The organism is Pseudomonas sp. PLMAX, assembly GCF_046042685.1.
Lineage (GTDB): Bacteria > Pseudomonadota > Gammaproteobacteria > Pseudomonadales > Pseudomonadaceae > Aquipseudomonas > Aquipseudomonas putida_AE.
Map to the genome: position 1 here is coordinate 730,462 of NZ_CP064950.1, position 12,982 is coordinate 743,443.

The following is a 12,982-nucleotide window of genomic DNA, read 5'->3' on the forward strand; positions in this document are numbered from 1 at the left end:
ACGAAGAAGCTAAATTGCCGTGTTTCTTCGTGTGTCAAATGGCATAAATTGCCCTTTCGCTGACACAAATTTCCTGCATTGTTGCTGGGCCGCGTTGGTAAGCCATATCATGGTTGAAGGCAGTCCCAAAAGACCTTAGGCAGAGCCATCCAGCGTGGTATTTGACCGGGCAGAACAGGCAAACAATGACTCAAATTCCGACAATCACCGAGTACTACCAGCGCCTCAAGGGTCACGATTGGTACTTCTGCTGGTGTGATGACCCCAGAGCGTACAAGGCCGGCCAAGCAGATGCTGATGAGCTGGAAATGATTGCGAAAAATGTGGGCGGTAAGCACGCCGCGCTGCTGAAGTTCTACACCGACGCCATGATCAGCGGTGATCCCTGGAAAACTAAGAAGGTCGATCCACCGCCAGCACCCGTCACCTACACCCTGTACGACCTCATCGATCTGCGTGCTGACTTCGAAAAGGAGGCCATTGCCATCTTGGCCGACCAGGCGTTGATCAGGCTAATCGGTCGTTCTGGCGAGAAGCTCGCCAAGGCTCATGAGGTGCAGCCTCATCAAGAGGTAATCCAGAAAGTCCAGTGGATGGCGTTCTATTCCGACCCGGATGCTGACTGCCCGATCTTCTTCAAAAACACACCAACGCTTCAAGCAGCCTGGGAGTCAGGTCTGAAGCTTGGAACGGAATTTATCGCTCAAGGAGAACCTACATGAGCAAAGTAGTCACGAAAACGGACGGTAAGCACACGTTCTTCTACGACAAGTCCTGCGAGCTGTCGAACTGGTTCATGCGTGACTTTGTAGTCAAAGGCATCAAATTCAACTGCAATGAGCAGTTCATGATGTTCTGCAAGGCCAAGATCTTCAACGACGAGGTCAAAGCGGCTGAGATTCTTGCTGCGAAGTGGCCAGGCGATCACAAGAGGCTTGGGCGCGAGGTCGCCGGCTACGTCGAAGAGGTCTGGGTGAAGCGCCGTGACGGCATCATGGATCACGGCACCTTCCACAAATTCGATCAAAACAAAGATCTGCGCAGTGTGCTGTTCTGGAGCATGGGTACCAAGCTTGTCGAAGCTGCCGCCAACGACAAGATCTGGGGGATTGGCCTGGGTATCACGGATCCCCGTATTTCTGACCCAACGAAATGGAGGGGGCTCAACCTGCTGGGTGAATCCCTGGATCGATCCAAAGCTCGGCTCATCGAGAAATACCCCGAGGAGTACGCTGAGATTGTCGCAGAGGCTAAAGCGATGCTGGAGGACTATGACCAGATGGTTCTCGAGGATACGCTGAAATATGGCCTCAAGCCGGACACTGCCCATGGAGGGCCGGAGCTTTGAACAGGGACGAGTTCGAGGCCGTACTTCAGGATGCTACCGAAGAGCAGCTCACGGCGCTTGATGAAGCGCACTGGCGCTACATGAGCCTCATCGGAATTGTCAGTGACGTCCTTCCTGCCGAGGTGGTTGCCGGCGACGTGGCCAAGTTCCCTGAAATGATCAAGCGTGACGATGGCGGCCTGCCGATCTTCAAGGACGCCGACTGCGATGAGTTCATGGTGGCGATCACCGGGCTGCCGCGAGAGTTCTGCACGGCCTGGAAGGACAAGGACTTCTACGAGCTACACGGAGAATCGGTCGACGACGCAGCTGCCAGTGGTGAGTTCTCCAGCTGATAGGTTGACCAGGGCCGGAAATTTCACTGCCGAAAACAAAAACCCCTTCAGCCTGAGCGCGAGAAGGGGTTTTTATGGCTGCGCTATTACAGCTTCGGCGAGTCTTGAGTAGCTCGTAGCTGGGTTTTCCTACCGTTCAGGACTTCGGTTCCTGAAAATTGACTGTGGCCTGCAGGAAAACCACACGTAGCAGCTCATCATCGGAAAGATCGAGCAATGAGAGGTTCGCATGACACTCGGTTTCGTTGGTGCCGATAGCGTTGATCAGCGGTCGGCCATCGAGCCAAGGTACACAGCAGGGATGCTCAGCCATTTTCCCTTCAACGTCACCTTGGCATTTCGTCTTGCTGTCCTTCATGTTCTTTCCTTATGAAGTCGTTCGATGCTTTCAATCCCAGAGCGCATCTTCAGGGCGGCGGAGGTATTCGCTGAGTGCACCACGATGCGTGGTGGCTGGAATCCACGCAATGCCACGGCTTCCTCGATCCAGAGCACGACGTCATAGCCGGTACCGCGATCATCGTCGCCCAGGTCATGGTCAAGACTGATGATTTCGACTTCACCGGTTTCCAGAAGAGGAACGGCCTCATCGGGCCAATAGATGCGCACCCAACCATCTGGGGTGACGCGCTCGTCGTCGAGGTAGACTTTCATGCTGCAACACCTGGAGAGGGGCCTAATTGCTCCCTCCGGGCATTTTGCACCATATCTTTGGGGGCTGTCTCCCCTAGTAGATGCTGGTGCTGCGGATCTGGCCTTTAGACGTGAGCTTCCAGCCATTGTCGGTTTCCGTTGCCATGCCTTTCTCGATAAGGGAGATCATCGCACGCGGTTTCAGATCTTGGTCGGAGTCGAGCAGTTCCTGGCTGCGACGATCCGTTACCAGGCGGACAAGCATGCGTTTCTCCTGGGGCGACAGGTTGATCGCGGCGATCTCAAGGCGCATTCGAGTGTCTTCGTCATCATCGGTGACAGGCGCGGCCTTGGGAGCATTACCCAAGAGCAGCCACTTCGGCCCATCTGCGTGATTCTCGCAGAGCCACTCCCAGCCTTCGGCGCCTTCATCGGTGCCATTACCATTCAGCTGGACGTAGGGTTCCTGGCCGTTGTCGGCGGTGATGGTCAGCCCACGAAAGCCAAACCCAGCAAACTCACTCGTGATGATTCCGACGCCAATGTCAGCATGGCGGACTTTGATGCCTTCCCAGCCACTCATAGTGCACGTCCAATAAACATCAAATCTTGCATATCTACTTGACCTAGTTCGTAGTCTTTCCTGCGGCCAAGCGCCGGGAAGAAAACCATCGGCTTGCTGCTTGGGAAGGAGAATGAGCGCAATACGCCTTCGCGATCCCTGATGCGGCTGTGCACGCTCAATAGGAAGGTGTCGATGCGGTCGTCAGCAATTTTTACGCGATCACCAGGCATCGGTGTCTCGCCTGTCCGGTACGACTTAGGTGTTTCAGCGCCAAGGCTCATTTTCAAAGCATCCTGAGTTCTTTCACGCGTGCAATGGCAGCCTCGTTGGCCACCCCGAACGCTGTGGCAAATTGCTGGATCGATTTCGCAGATGGAAATAGAAACCGAGCCATTTTCTCCGGGAGTAGCAGGGTGGTTGCAAAGGCGTTGGCCAGATCATCCTCCCTCGTGCCACCGGAGTAGTTGTGGTGCATCAGCGGCGCCGAGCCTTCGGTCATATGGCCAAGCATCAGGTGACCCAGCTCATGCGCCACAGCGAAGCGATTGCGGTAGGAGATCTCATCCTTGTTGAACACGATCACGTACTGCAGACCCTGCTCAGTTCGTTCGATGGAGGCTTTGCTGCTGGCGTCATGCATCTCACCACCACGGGCCTGGCGGACGACAATGGCGACCTGTTCCATCTCACCTTCCGAACGTTTCAGACGCACCACCAGCCTGCTGGCGAGGCGCACAGGATCAACGGGGAGACTTCCATCCCAAGCGAGGTCAAGCGACCTCTGAGCGAGGCTGCGAGCGTTCTTGGCGGTCATACCTGCTGCCCCTTATCGACCACAGCGCCCCAGTGAGCCCGAGCCTTTTCGCCTGTCATCAAGGGAAGGGCGAAGGATTGCGAACTGGCGGCGGAGCGCTGCTCTACCTGCACCTTTTTCCATCCGCGCTGGGTCGCATGGTCGAGACCTTGCTGGGTCTTGATCGTTACGCGGCGTCCGGTTTCAGTCGCGATCCGGTCACCCATCTTGAGTGGTTCAGTTTCCATATCCGAGCCTTATCGCCTGTAGTTACGCCGGCTGAATGTCTTGAAAGCGGGTCTGGCTGCTGTCGAAGCGCAGGTGCATCGCGGAACTGGGGGTGCGAGCACGGGGTTTCGCCATCACCACTGTCACTGGGCGATTCTCGGTAGCGTTATTCACACGCGGGATGTAGAGGGAGAAATGATCGAGTGATTCCAGCTTTTTGGAGTGTTCGTTCATGTCATATCCTTATCGCTTAGGGGGTAGGCGGTCGCTGTTTCCTGCCAGCAGGTTGTACCTGTCTTTCCAGAACTGACCTTTTTCATCCAGCTTTTGGGCTTTCTTGAGGTCGCCGGCCTCACGCGCTTCATTGGCATCGGCCAGGTATCGGCTGCACAGGGTGTCGGCGTCCAGAATTCGTTCTTCCAAGGTTCGCTTCGGTACGCGTGCCGCCATGTGGATGACCCCGATTGATCAAAGAAGGTTGCGAATGATCGCGACGATACCAATACCGCTATAGCCGTCTTTGTAGCCGTGCGCCACGTCGACGTCGTGCTGATCCAGAGCTTTTTTGATACGGAACTTCACTTGTTTTCTGGCATGGGACTCGCCCAGACCATACCCGATGGCAAGAATGATGAATCCAAATGCAAAAAGCAGGTGATTTTCAATGAACACAGCACTACGTCCTTGAGTTTAATAGCTATATTGTATGCCTCTAGGGATTTATTTGCAAGCCAGATCAGACCAGCCGGCATCGCAGAGGGCAGTCGCACCTTCGCCCATCGGGCGCCTACGCCTTGGCCAGCTCGCCCTTTCGATCACGTATCTCGAAAATGTCCTGGTCATCACGGAGCTTGAAGACGTAACCGGCCCGCCAGTCCAAGACATCACGAAAGGTGGCAATCCACTGATCGGCTTCTTCCTTCGAGCGGAAGCCACGGTCGTACTTGGTGGTCGCGCCTTTCTTAACGAACCAACGGCAGCCCTTTTGCAAGGGAACAGACGAAAAGGTGAACGTACTCATGCGTTACACCTCAGGCTTTGCCGGGACTTGGAGCGTGGCCATATGCGACATCATGAAAGCTACGCCAGCGATCTTGTGCTCATGCTCTACGCCATGTGATCTCAGGTGCGCTGTAACGCACTTGTTGAGGATTTCAGGGCTGTAGCCGTCCTTGATGTCGATTTCTACCTCGGGCAACGGGTCTTCATAGAAGATCGTCCTGGTCAGCGAGTAGTAAGGATTGGATGCGTCCTTAAACTCCTCAGGGATGTCCTCCAGCGCCGGCAGCAACCGGGTGGTGGAGAAAACCAGCTCAGGGTCTGTGATGCTTGCAGCCAGCTCAGGCGTGATCGAATAGCTCATCAGTTTCCACCCGCGTCTTCATGAGGGTATGCCTTAACGATATCGTCTATGGCATTGCGGTACCGCTTAACGGCTTCGTACAACCCCTGTGGGGTTATGTCGGTGCGATCAATTTCGGAGTTGGCCATCCCATCGACGATTACAGCACGCGCTGCTTTGGTCGTTGGGGCTTCCGCGTTGCCTCGGTTCAGATCGACGATCAAATCGAACTGGGCGCCAATGCCACCATCACCCTGGAAAACCTTAACGATTCTCTCGTGGGCGCTGGAGTAGCGCTTGATGGCCTTGTAAACAGAATCACGCTGGATCCCGCTTTCCTGGATGGCATCAAGGGTCTTCATGCCTTGGACGAGCACTTTCTTCGCGGCGATGTTCGCTGGCGAGTCGGCTTTACCTCGCATCAGCTTCACAACGGTGTCGTATTGCTCAAGCCTCATAGGGCCTGCTGGGTTTTGTTGCTGCATATGAGTCTTAAATCTCCGGTTCTTCGGCAAGATCAATTTGCGTAGACAGCCAGGTAGAACCCAAGCGCTGAAGCTTCGCCCACTCGCGGTCAGTCAACCTTACCGAGCGGGGTCTGCGCTGCTTGTCCGTCGTGACTCCAGTGCCGCGTGGTCGACCAGGCGACCTCGGAGCTGCAGCTGGATCAGTGGGTGATTCTGCCATAAGGGCCTTGCTCTCGCTTTGTTCCCAACCTAAAGCCTAATGGGTAGCCTGCTCTCCGTACAGCAATTTATCGTAATACGAAAAATTATGCCAAAACCTGTAAAAACGGGTTGCGACCACGATTGTTGGCACTGTAGCATCAGCAGGACATAAATCTCTAGAGAAATACAATGCTGGAAGCCCACCGCGTCAGAAACGGCAATAACGAATGGAATCGACTCCCAGCCGGTTATGTAAACCTGGTGAATGGCGACAAGATTCAGCCCGGCGATGTCATCCGCGTGTCTGACGACTACTTCTGCGAATACAACACCGGCATGCTGCTCGGTACCTACTGCGGCTGCACCCATGTGTGGTTCCGCAAAAAGCCGGTAGAGGCTCAACAGGCGGAGGCAGCGTGATGGGTGGCAAATGGTTTCGTCATATCCAGGTAGTAGCGCTAATCCTCTGTCTCTTTGTCCTGGGCATGCTGGCAGTAACCGCCGCTTCCGGGAATTGGCAGGACACGCTGGTGAACCCACTGTTCTTCGCCGGCGCTGCCGCAGTGATCCTTACCGTTAACCTGTACATCAGCTTTAAGGAACAGAAGTCGGTTCACTGACCGGCTTTGCCGGCTATGAATGCCAACCACCAGATCAATGAACTGTCGAGGATGCCATGAAGGCAAGTGAAGAGATTACTGCTCAGATCTGCGAGACCACTCCAGGAATGACACCGCAATTGCTGGAGGCGGCTTTAAATGCTGCTGGAGATGCCCAGATCCTCTTTATTCAGGGGGAGGGTGGTCAGGTCATTGATGGGAAATCGGAGTATCCGAACTACCTCCAGATCGAGATAAGCGATACGCACGAAGCAATGCGGTTGGCCCAGCAGCTTTTGAACGCTTGCGCCGACTCCATAGGAAACGGTGGCGCACTGCGATTCCCGGTTTCTCTGTCTCTTGCTGGCCAGGCGATTCTGAGCGAGTAACAGCCAGAGTCAGCCAATTTTCGATCAAGGAAAAACGGACATGAAAGCAACAAACCCAGAAGGCTGGAAGGTCAATGTCACCGAAGATGCTACAGGCGAGGTCGTAGAGTCGATACCAGCGGGCAGTGAACGTGACGCTGAGCGCATTCAGCGTGGTGTCGAGATCAACATGAACCACAACGAGTTCACCTGCACTGTGGTCGGCCCAGTCAGCGAATCGGCTGCCTGAGGAGGGGAACATGCCAGTAGTAGCTAAGATCCACCGGTACAGCTCCCACGTTGCGGCAGACCCGATCATGCCCGACTATGTGCGTGAGCGGTACCGACAGGAAGGCTTGCGAGGAACGCTGTGCGGGTACATGCGCCCGGCTACCCAGGTTCCTTTCCAGCACGATGCCGAGGTCACCTGTAAGTTGTGCCTGCGCGAGATCGCCAAAGCGGCGTAACGCGGGCAGGTTAAGCGCTGGCGGTAAAGAATCCTCACGATTGTGGGGATTTTTGCTTTCTGAGGGATGGTTTTGCTGGAATCCGCACGGGCGTGGGGATTTCTGCTCGCCGACGTGAAATCAGCGAGCGAGAGGCATTAATGCGTTTGACGCATCATTTGCGGAATCTTGGTGATCTCTTCACGACCAGGCCAGACGAGATAGTCCCTGGATAGTCGGATCAGTGCGACCTCTTTTTCCTCGTCGAGCTCCCAGGTTTCGAAAATCCTGAAGCGGCGCTCAGACCTGCCGTCGTTATAAGCAATGACAGCCTCGAAAATTTCCAACATCAGTTCGGCTACCGTAGGTGTTTCGTCATCTACGTCTTCTTCTTTGGGTACAGGAAACTCTATGAGAGTGCCATGACCCTGGGACAGCAGTGTTATCTCTCCGAGGAGCTCGCAGGCCAGCGGGGAGAGGTTGATTTGGATCTTCTTATCGTTCATTACGAAACTCGAAATGATGGCTTTTCAGAAGCAAATCATAACCTATGGCCAGCATGTTGTGTAGCTGAAACCGTTGGCGGAGAGCGAAATTCATCAGTCAAACGGTTGTATAAACAATAACCATAAATTGCCAATTGAGCATTCCTCCAGAATAATGTCGACTTTTAGGGGGAATATCGATGGAAAACCCGCTTAGTGACCTACCCAACCCCTTTGCGGCGCCTATGGAGCCTCCTGAGCTCATCAAGCTGATTGTCGGCCTCATGCCAGATCAGCAGCCGTACCTCATGCAACTCAGGTTGCTCGAGATCCGACAGACGTTTATCGAGCAGGCTGGGGACGAGTTGATTCCATACAGGGCAGGGTTAAGCGATTTCGTAGATAGCGCTCTCAAGCCTTTAATCGAAGGGCAGTCCATGCCTACCACTTGGCTGGAAGTCTCGAAAATACTGACCAAAGCCAAAGACTATCACCCCGCACGCACAGCAACTTTCTATGCGATTGGCTGGCCGGAAGCGTTAGGAGATGTACGCGAATGAGGTTTTTCAAGTTACCAGGCTTCAAGGGCAAGGCAGTGGCCAAGCTCCAGAACACCGATACCCCTGCTGTAGAAGGGCCCCAAAAGGTGTTCCGCGAGTACCCGCCTGGGAAAATGCCGGCGTTAACCGTAGAGCAGCATCTGCGTAGGGCGTGTGAGCATGAGCAGATGCACAGGGACATGGGAATAAGCATCCAGCCTGCGAGGCTCTACACACCCGGTGAGTCAGCCCCCGTGGACGCCGCAATCATGTTCCTGCGGATTCAAACCAACCCGGCAACCACCTGGTGGGATCTTGTAAGGATGTTCTTGGATATGAGGTCTCCCGCGAGCGCCAAAATTGCTCTTGATCACACGGCGAAGGCGGCACGTAAAAAACGCAAAGAGCCAAAAGAAAGCTCTCGGTCGTGGCTAAAAGGATTGGGATCTATTGCGTGGAAACGTGCTTAAGGGTATACTAAGACTATACCGATTAGGAGCCTCTCGATGAGCATCCCGCTGGCGCACGAAGACGAACTGGATATGTCGCTGTCCGAGGCTTTTGGCCTATTGGACACGATTGAGGTCTGCCATTTTTGCGAAAGACCGACCCGGTTCATGCATCTGGATACCAGCACTCACGTCTGTGTGTCGTGTTCCTTTGACCGCTCGGCTTCTGAACTGCCAAAAATCGAATGCAAAGCACCTCGACCCAAGGTAACGAAGTTGACCAGGGAACAAATGGAGCTGCGCGAGAAGGATGACGACCTGTTCATTGAGCACCGCCGTCTTGAGCGCCAACTGCATCACCTGCGAAATCACCGCCGAGACGTTCAAAAAAAGTTGGAGAAAGAGGGTATCGTCTCCAAGCGCCCGTGGGATTCCTCCCAGACAACCCCAAGCACACGTCGCTAAGAGATCCCTCTGATGGATGATCAAGCAAAAGCAGAGCTGGTCGACTGGTTGATTCAACAGGGCTTCACTGGAAGCCTGGAGAGCTTGACCAAGAAGATGGGTCGACTCCATCTGGACACTCGTAGCCGATTGGCCTGGATGATTTGGGAATCTCGATTCGCAGCCAACAAGGAAATTGTCGCTTACCTGAGGAAGATCCACGCACTCGGTGAAAAGCACTTTGAGCACTCCCTTATCACGGCGGATTACTCGCACCTTGGCTCAATGGATTTCTCCACTCCAAAGCCTGAGTATGTTCATCGAGCCATCAAGGCCATCACGGTGGCACTGGCATGGGCAGGTCGTGGGCATAACCAGTCTTTGGAAGTACGCATCATCTTCAGGTACGCCGCCGACATGGGTATCCGTGACCGGTGCGTGACGTTCAATCTGTAGCTGATTCTGGGGCGCGGCGAGAATTTCGCCAGTACACTGCTCGAATCACGCAGAACTCAAAACAATTTGGTAACAACGAAAGCAGGGAAGAAGTGATGATCGACTACGCGGCGCTGGATCGAATCTCCGAGAAGCTCAAAGCCTTCCGGGCCGACTCTGACTTGATCCATGACGCGAGGGATCAGGGCAACTACCACGACGACAGCGCCATCAAGCAGTTCGAGATGCTCAAGCGTTCGGATAAGACTGGCTTTGCCGTGGGCATGATGCTCAACGAAATGATCGAAGCGACCATCGCTCACTCGACTATCCGGCTGAGTGACCTTCTGCGCAAGGAAGGCTTTCTGGAGAAAATGGTCAGAATTCGCAGCCTCAAGCAGATGGTAGAGGCACTTGTGGGCGATGCGACCACCAACTTCCAAGATCGCCTGGAGGAACGGATCGGCAAGGTTTCCCCTGACTTCGGTCGCCCGACCACCCGCGAGATCGCCTGCTGCCTGCGTGATGCCGTTCATGGGCTGGATCGTGGCTTGACCATCCGGTGGCTACGCTTTGACGAGGTTGGCAGTAACGCGCCTGTGGGCATTCACGACCAGGTCATCATCTGCCCGACCCTCGCCGACTTCACGGATCAACTGAAAGGTCAGCTCCCATTCGGTTGCTACCTCGCCAAGATCGGCGACAGCTTTACCGCCATCGGTATCAAGAAGCCTGGGCGTATCGTTTACCTGTCCAGCATGTCGGTAAGCGTTCATACCGGTCATATGGCGCAGAATGGCAACCCGTCGATGGTTGAGCATCTTGATCTGACGACACCTGGCTACCGCTACCCGGACTGGAGAACGTTCAAGCGCGTCGGCGATACCTACCATGTCGATGGCGACTCGGGGATCTTGAACCTCTCCGATCTTAAGCGCGATACGCTGATCTGGCTGGCCATGGTTGTCGAACTGGCGTCCCAGGAAATGGCCAAGGTTGAGCCCGGCACAATTCGACTGACTGAGTCCGTGCGCCTCGCGCTAACCAATGGTGAGCAGATCGCCAAGCTTCCAGTGCTGTACCGCCCGAACTGGTCGCTGCACAAGCCGACCTTGCCGCAAATGATGGAGGCTCTGGGCTTCCACGAAGGCTGGCTGAGCACTTTCCTGGCTGAAGCTATCGAAGGCCTGGATGCTGACTCGTTCTTGCCTGTGGGTGACGAGAGCGGCTACTTCATGCTCGAAACCAAGACCTTCATGCCGCTTTCCGAAATCAAAGGCACGGGGTATTTCCACGAGACTGAGATGCTCAAGCGTGGCGCACGCTTCACAGCAGTGTCGCCAGGAATCGCCGGCACCGAAGAGGAAATTGATCTTGCGATAAAGACCATCTTCGGGCGAAATCTTGCCAACTACCTGTTCAAGTGGGGCAATGAGCGGTTCAAAAGCCTGTGGCTTCAGGACAAAGACGGCTTCATCAAGCTGGTCACCAAGAACGCGAAGAACGCTATCGACATGGAGTCGACCAAAATCTACCCCAGTGACGCTCAGCTCCATGAAAGCGGGGCAGGGATCTCCAGCATCTATGCCCAGCACCCTAAGCGACAGGGGTTCAGCCCACTCTGCTTCTTCGACAGAAAGAGCACAGTCGATGCAATCGCGGTGGTCTCTCCACAGAACGCCGCCGACCTTTGTAAGGCCATGGGGCTCAAGTCGACTGCAAAGCTGCCGGCCTACCTGCACGAGTGGACTCGCTTCCTGGGTTGGTCGACAGGTCGCACTCATTCCGGCAACACGCCATTTGATGTGTCGGAACGATGGATCTGGGGCAACAACGAGCAAGAGGGGAACAGGGGGCGCGATGTGTTCACTGTGAAAATCCACTTCAACACCAAGAACCACGCACTGAAAACTAAGTTTGCACGCTGATCTGATTCGGCGAGCGGCAAGATACGGGGGCTCCGGCTCCCGAGTGAGGGAAACACCGTGAGTGATACATCCAGCGAACGTACACGCAATATGCTGGCGCTTATCAAAGAGCGCCTGGACTCCATACCGACTGAGGAGCTCCTGGAGCAATTGCATAGCTGCCGATGCGATGGCCCGACCCTGGATGAATTTCAGGCAGACCTTCAACAAATGATCAATTCGAGGACTACACCGTGAGCGAGCGTATGCAGGCAATGAGCAAGATGGATTTGGGTGCAAACATCGACATCCGCCCCCAGGTGTACCTGGCTGGCTTCGACGTGTTCCTCAAGGACGGGCTGGCTCGCGGTGAATACCTGAAGCTGGTGTGCGACCAGAATGGCCTGAAGGGCGCGTATCCGTTCGACAACGAGATCGAGCCGGGCCTGTCCAAGAAGGACGCGGCTGCCAGGATCAATGAGATGAACAAGGAGATGATCCTCAATTCGGATGCTCTCCTGGTCAACCTCAACCTGTTCCGTGGCGCCGAGCCTGATTCGGGTACCGTCTTTGAGTTCGCCATGGCCTACGCCCTCGGTAAGCCGGTCTGGGTCTATTTCGACGATGGTGAAGCCACCTCGTTACGCGAAATCATCCCTCACGACGAACAAGGCTTCGATGAGAAGGGTTTCATGGTCGAGGACTTCGAACACCCTCGCAACCTGATGCTGGCGTGCAATTGGACTGGAAAGAGCCGCACGGCGGAGGAGGCTGCGCAAGATCTGGCGCAGTACCTCAAGGATGAAGAGAAGCGTCAGGTTGCGAACCTTCTGGAAATTCGTGCACTGCGTGGTGGCCTGTAAGGCTTAACAGCCATGAAACAAACCTGATCCGATAATCTAAAGGGCGCTTCCAGTAGGCGCCCTTACTACTGCGCTTGGAGTGCACACCATGTCTTTAACCAAATGCCTCATTGCCATTTTCAGCCGCTCGAGATCTATTTCAGAGGCCCGGCAATTTTTCTGGCCTGAAAAGCAGGTGATTGCTGTGATTGTTCTCAGCATGGTCGGCAGCTTGGGCATGTTGTGGGCTTTTGTTCATGAAACCCAGGTCGCGAGGAACTCCATTGATCCTGACCTGCCGCTGGTTTTGGCTCTGGTGCTCCTGGCGTTCACCTTTGCCGGTGTCTTGGCGCTGCTCGCATGCCTCAATAGCAAGGTCTCCACAGAGCAATACGCCTGGTGCCTGCGACAATTGCGCTTGAGGGCATCGCTTGGATTGCCGCTGCCACAACGCTCGATGACGAAAAGAGACCTGCTTGAGTACGTAATTAACGCGAAAGAGTCAGAAAACTACACGAAAATGATGCTTTCTGCGCTTAACCGACAGTAACTGCTG

At 54.8% G+C, this 12,982-nt stretch carries 28 protein-coding genes; 15 read left to right on the plus strand and 13 right to left on the minus strand.

What is annotated here, in order from left to right; genetic code table 11:
- Positions 1-185 precede the first annotated feature (185 nt).
- The 3 genes from DKB71_RS36440 to DKB71_RS36450 are packed head-to-tail and all read left to right on the plus strand — an operon-like array spanning position 186 to position 1,683.
- Complete coding sequence (locus tag DKB71_RS36440) at positions 186-722, plus strand: hypothetical protein (RefSeq protein WP_408601466.1); 537 nt, start codon at positions 186-188, stop codon at positions 720-722.
- Positions 719-1,348 carry an NADAR family protein gene (locus DKB71_RS36445; RefSeq protein WP_408601467.1) on the plus strand — a complete coding sequence of 210 codons (630 nt, stop codon included), beginning with the start codon at positions 719-721 and terminating at the stop codon, positions 1,346-1,348. Before DKB71_RS36440 ends, DKB71_RS36445 begins: the two co-directional genes overlap by 4 nt.
- Positions 1,345-1,683 (plus strand): hypothetical protein, encoded by a 339-nt coding sequence (locus tag DKB71_RS36450; RefSeq protein ID WP_408601468.1) that lies wholly within the window; start codon positions 1,345-1,347, stop codon positions 1,681-1,683. The genes DKB71_RS36445 and DKB71_RS36450 overlap by 4 nt, the downstream gene beginning before the upstream one ends.
- Before the next feature lie 136 nt (positions 1,684-1,819).
- On the opposite strand, the gene DKB71_RS36455 is transcribed toward DKB71_RS36450, so the two are convergent.
- The 12 genes from DKB71_RS36455 to DKB71_RS36510 form a co-directional block, all read right to left on the minus strand.
- On the minus strand, positions 1,820-2,041 hold the full coding sequence (locus DKB71_RS36455) for a hypothetical protein (protein ID WP_408601469.1): 222 nt from the start codon (positions 2,039-2,041) through the stop codon (positions 1,820-1,822).
- Positions 2,038-2,337 (minus strand): cyclic-phosphate processing receiver domain-containing protein, encoded by a 300-nt coding sequence (locus DKB71_RS36460; RefSeq protein WP_408601470.1) that lies wholly within the window; start codon positions 2,335-2,337, stop codon positions 2,038-2,040. The genes DKB71_RS36455 and DKB71_RS36460 overlap by 4 nt, the downstream gene beginning before the upstream one ends.
- Before the next feature lie 73 nt (positions 2,338-2,410).
- Positions 2,411-2,899: a hypothetical protein gene (locus DKB71_RS36465; protein ID WP_408601471.1), complete on the minus strand. Its 489-nt coding sequence runs from the start codon at positions 2,897-2,899 to the stop codon at positions 2,411-2,413.
- On the minus strand, positions 2,896-3,162 hold the full coding sequence (locus tag DKB71_RS36470) for a hypothetical protein (RefSeq protein WP_408601472.1): 267 nt from the start codon (positions 3,160-3,162) through the stop codon (positions 2,896-2,898). Before DKB71_RS36470 ends, DKB71_RS36465 begins: the two co-directional genes overlap by 4 nt.
- A 2-nt stretch (positions 3,163-3,164) precedes the next feature.
- Complete coding sequence (locus tag DKB71_RS36475) at positions 3,165-3,695, minus strand: ImmA/IrrE family metallo-endopeptidase (RefSeq protein WP_408601473.1); 531 nt, start codon at positions 3,693-3,695, stop codon at positions 3,165-3,167.
- A complete protein-coding gene (locus tag DKB71_RS36480; RefSeq protein ID WP_408601474.1) occupies positions 3,692-3,922 on the minus strand; it encodes a hypothetical protein in 231 nt (76 codons plus the stop codon). The genes DKB71_RS36475 and DKB71_RS36480 overlap by 4 nt, the downstream gene beginning before the upstream one ends.
- Before the next feature lie 22 nt (positions 3,923-3,944).
- Positions 3,945-4,136: a hypothetical protein gene (locus tag DKB71_RS36485; RefSeq protein ID WP_408601475.1), complete on the minus strand. Its 192-nt coding sequence runs from the start codon at positions 4,134-4,136 to the stop codon at positions 3,945-3,947.
- A gap of 9 nt (positions 4,137-4,145) precedes the next feature.
- Positions 4,146-4,325, minus strand: coding sequence for a hypothetical protein (locus tag DKB71_RS36490; protein ID WP_408601476.1), 180 nt, complete (start codon positions 4,323-4,325; stop codon positions 4,146-4,148).
- A 45-nt stretch (positions 4,326-4,370) separates the two neighbouring features.
- Complete coding sequence (locus DKB71_RS36495; RefSeq protein ID WP_408601477.1) at positions 4,371-4,574, minus strand: hypothetical protein; 204 nt, start codon at positions 4,572-4,574, stop codon at positions 4,371-4,373.
- Positions 4,575-4,689: 115 nt separating this feature from the next.
- Positions 4,690-4,923, minus strand: a complete 234-nt coding sequence (locus DKB71_RS36500; protein ID WP_408601478.1) for a hypothetical protein — start codon at positions 4,921-4,923, stop codon at positions 4,690-4,692.
- Between the two features lie 3 nt (positions 4,924-4,926).
- Positions 4,927-5,265, minus strand: coding sequence for a hypothetical protein (locus DKB71_RS36505; protein WP_408601479.1), 339 nt, complete (start codon positions 5,263-5,265; stop codon positions 4,927-4,929).
- On the minus strand, positions 5,265-5,729 hold the full coding sequence (locus DKB71_RS36510) for a hypothetical protein (RefSeq protein WP_408601480.1): 465 nt from the start codon (positions 5,727-5,729) through the stop codon (positions 5,265-5,267). The genes DKB71_RS36505 and DKB71_RS36510 overlap by 1 nt, the downstream gene beginning before the upstream one ends.
- Before the next feature lie 372 nt (positions 5,730-6,101).
- Between DKB71_RS36510 and DKB71_RS36515 the strand changes: the two genes are divergently transcribed.
- The 5 genes from DKB71_RS36515 to DKB71_RS36535 are packed head-to-tail and all read left to right on the plus strand — an operon-like array spanning position 6,102 to position 7,346.
- Complete coding sequence (locus tag DKB71_RS36515; RefSeq protein ID WP_408601481.1) at positions 6,102-6,332, plus strand: hypothetical protein; 231 nt, start codon at positions 6,102-6,104, stop codon at positions 6,330-6,332.
- The gene (locus DKB71_RS36520; RefSeq protein WP_408601482.1) at positions 6,332-6,532 is read left to right on the plus strand and encodes a hypothetical protein; all 201 of its coding nucleotides are present in this window, start codon (positions 6,332-6,334) and stop codon (positions 6,530-6,532) included. Before DKB71_RS36515 ends, DKB71_RS36520 begins: the two co-directional genes overlap by 1 nt.
- 56 nt (positions 6,533-6,588) lie before the next feature.
- Entirely contained in the window at positions 6,589-6,900 is a 312-nt protein-coding gene (locus tag DKB71_RS36525) for a hypothetical protein (protein WP_408601483.1), read from the plus strand.
- Positions 6,901-6,940: 40 nt separating this feature from the next.
- Positions 6,941-7,129, plus strand: a complete 189-nt coding sequence (locus DKB71_RS36530; RefSeq protein WP_408601484.1) for a hypothetical protein — start codon at positions 6,941-6,943, stop codon at positions 7,127-7,129.
- Between the two features lie 10 nt (positions 7,130-7,139).
- Positions 7,140-7,346, plus strand: a complete 207-nt coding sequence (locus DKB71_RS36535) for a hypothetical protein (RefSeq protein WP_408601485.1) — start codon at positions 7,140-7,142, stop codon at positions 7,344-7,346.
- 137 nt (positions 7,347-7,483) lie between these two features.
- On the opposite strand, the gene DKB71_RS36540 is transcribed toward DKB71_RS36535, so the two are convergent.
- A complete protein-coding gene (locus tag DKB71_RS36540) occupies positions 7,484-7,831 on the minus strand; it encodes a hypothetical protein (protein WP_408601486.1) in 348 nt (115 codons plus the stop codon).
- 179 nt (positions 7,832-8,010) lie between these two features.
- On the opposite strand from DKB71_RS36540, the gene DKB71_RS36545 reads away from it, so the two are divergent.
- From DKB71_RS36545 to DKB71_RS36575, 7 genes are all read left to right on the plus strand, one after another.
- On the plus strand, positions 8,011-8,370 hold the full coding sequence (locus tag DKB71_RS36545) for a hypothetical protein (RefSeq protein ID WP_408601488.1): 360 nt from the start codon (positions 8,011-8,013) through the stop codon (positions 8,368-8,370).
- Complete coding sequence (locus DKB71_RS36550; RefSeq protein WP_408601489.1) at positions 8,367-8,819, plus strand: hypothetical protein; 453 nt, start codon at positions 8,367-8,369, stop codon at positions 8,817-8,819. Before DKB71_RS36545 ends, DKB71_RS36550 begins: the two co-directional genes overlap by 4 nt.
- A 36-nt stretch (positions 8,820-8,855) precedes the next feature.
- Positions 8,856-9,263, plus strand: a complete 408-nt coding sequence (locus tag DKB71_RS36555) for a hypothetical protein (RefSeq protein WP_408601490.1) — start codon at positions 8,856-8,858, stop codon at positions 9,261-9,263.
- A gap of 12 nt (positions 9,264-9,275) precedes the next feature.
- Positions 9,276-9,698 carry a hypothetical protein gene (locus DKB71_RS36560; protein ID WP_408601492.1) on the plus strand — a complete coding sequence of 141 codons (423 nt, stop codon included), beginning with the start codon at positions 9,276-9,278 and terminating at the stop codon, positions 9,696-9,698.
- A 95-nt stretch (positions 9,699-9,793) separates the two neighbouring features.
- Positions 9,794-11,605 carry a hypothetical protein gene (locus DKB71_RS36565; protein WP_408601493.1) on the plus strand — a complete coding sequence of 604 codons (1,812 nt, stop codon included), beginning with the start codon at positions 9,794-9,796 and terminating at the stop codon, positions 11,603-11,605.
- A 263-nt stretch (positions 11,606-11,868) separates the two neighbouring features.
- Complete coding sequence (locus tag DKB71_RS36570; RefSeq protein WP_408602310.1) at positions 11,869-12,447, plus strand: nucleoside 2-deoxyribosyltransferase; 579 nt, start codon at positions 11,869-11,871, stop codon at positions 12,445-12,447.
- Positions 12,448-12,535: 88 nt separating this feature from the next.
- Positions 12,536-12,976 carry a hypothetical protein gene (locus tag DKB71_RS36575; protein ID WP_408601494.1) on the plus strand — a complete coding sequence of 147 codons (441 nt, stop codon included), beginning with the start codon at positions 12,536-12,538 and terminating at the stop codon, positions 12,974-12,976.
- Positions 12,977-12,982: the final 6 nt, after the last annotated feature.

Coding starts and splice junctions, on each gene's coding strand:
- DKB71_RS36440 (WP_408601466.1), top strand. CDS start 186: ATGACTCAAATTCCGACAATCACCGAGTACTACCAGCGCCTCAAGGGT.
- DKB71_RS36560 (WP_408601492.1), top strand. CDS start 9,276: ATGGATGATCAAGCAAAAGCAGAGCTGGTCGACTGGTTGATTCAACAG.
- DKB71_RS36480 (WP_408601474.1), bottom strand. CDS start 3,922: ATGGAAACTGAACCACTCAAGATGGGTGACCGGATCGCGACTGAAACC.
- DKB71_RS36455 (WP_408601469.1), bottom strand. CDS start 2,041: ATGAAGGACAGCAAGACGAAATGCCAAGGTGACGTTGAAGGGAAAATG.
- DKB71_RS36530 (WP_408601484.1), top strand. CDS start 6,941: ATGAAAGCAACAAACCCAGAAGGCTGGAAGGTCAATGTCACCGAAGAT.
- DKB71_RS36545 (WP_408601488.1), top strand. CDS start 8,011: ATGGAAAACCCGCTTAGTGACCTACCCAACCCCTTTGCGGCGCCTATG.
- DKB71_RS36550 (WP_408601489.1), top strand. CDS start 8,367: ATGAGGTTTTTCAAGTTACCAGGCTTCAAGGGCAAGGCAGTGGCCAAG.
- DKB71_RS36460 (WP_408601470.1), bottom strand. CDS start 2,337: ATGAAAGTCTACCTCGACGACGAGCGCGTCACCCCAGATGGTTGGGTG.
- DKB71_RS36510 (WP_408601480.1), bottom strand. CDS start 5,729: ATGCAGCAACAAAACCCAGCAGGCCCTATGAGGCTTGAGCAATACGAC.
- DKB71_RS36465 (WP_408601471.1), bottom strand. CDS start 2,899: ATGAGTGGCTGGGAAGGCATCAAAGTCCGCCATGCTGACATTGGCGTC.
- DKB71_RS36570 (WP_408602310.1), top strand. CDS start 11,869: ATGGATTTGGGTGCAAACATCGACATCCGCCCCCAGGTGTACCTGGCT.
- DKB71_RS36445 (WP_408601467.1), top strand. CDS start 719: ATGAGCAAAGTAGTCACGAAAACGGACGGTAAGCACACGTTCTTCTAC.
- DKB71_RS36485 (WP_408601475.1), bottom strand. CDS start 4,136: ATGAACGAACACTCCAAAAAGCTGGAATCACTCGATCATTTCTCCCTC.
- DKB71_RS36540 (WP_408601486.1), bottom strand. CDS start 7,831: ATGAACGATAAGAAGATCCAAATCAACCTCTCCCCGCTGGCCTGCGAG.
- DKB71_RS36535 (WP_408601485.1), top strand. CDS start 7,140: ATGCCAGTAGTAGCTAAGATCCACCGGTACAGCTCCCACGTTGCGGCA.
- DKB71_RS36565 (WP_408601493.1), top strand. CDS start 9,794: ATGATCGACTACGCGGCGCTGGATCGAATCTCCGAGAAGCTCAAAGCC.
- DKB71_RS36515 (WP_408601481.1), top strand. CDS start 6,102: ATGCTGGAAGCCCACCGCGTCAGAAACGGCAATAACGAATGGAATCGA.
- DKB71_RS36520 (WP_408601482.1), top strand. CDS start 6,332: ATGGGTGGCAAATGGTTTCGTCATATCCAGGTAGTAGCGCTAATCCTC.
- DKB71_RS36475 (WP_408601473.1), bottom strand. CDS start 3,695: ATGACCGCCAAGAACGCTCGCAGCCTCGCTCAGAGGTCGCTTGACCTC.
- DKB71_RS36505 (WP_408601479.1), bottom strand. CDS start 5,265: ATGAGCTATTCGATCACGCCTGAGCTGGCTGCAAGCATCACAGACCCT.
- DKB71_RS36575 (WP_408601494.1), top strand. CDS start 12,536: ATGTCTTTAACCAAATGCCTCATTGCCATTTTCAGCCGCTCGAGATCT.
- DKB71_RS36500 (WP_408601478.1), bottom strand. CDS start 4,923: ATGAGTACGTTCACCTTTTCGTCTGTTCCCTTGCAAAAGGGCTGCCGT.
- DKB71_RS36470 (WP_408601472.1), bottom strand. CDS start 3,162: ATGAGCCTTGGCGCTGAAACACCTAAGTCGTACCGGACAGGCGAGACA.
- DKB71_RS36555 (WP_408601490.1), top strand. CDS start 8,856: ATGAGCATCCCGCTGGCGCACGAAGACGAACTGGATATGTCGCTGTCC.
- DKB71_RS36525 (WP_408601483.1), top strand. CDS start 6,589: ATGAAGGCAAGTGAAGAGATTACTGCTCAGATCTGCGAGACCACTCCA.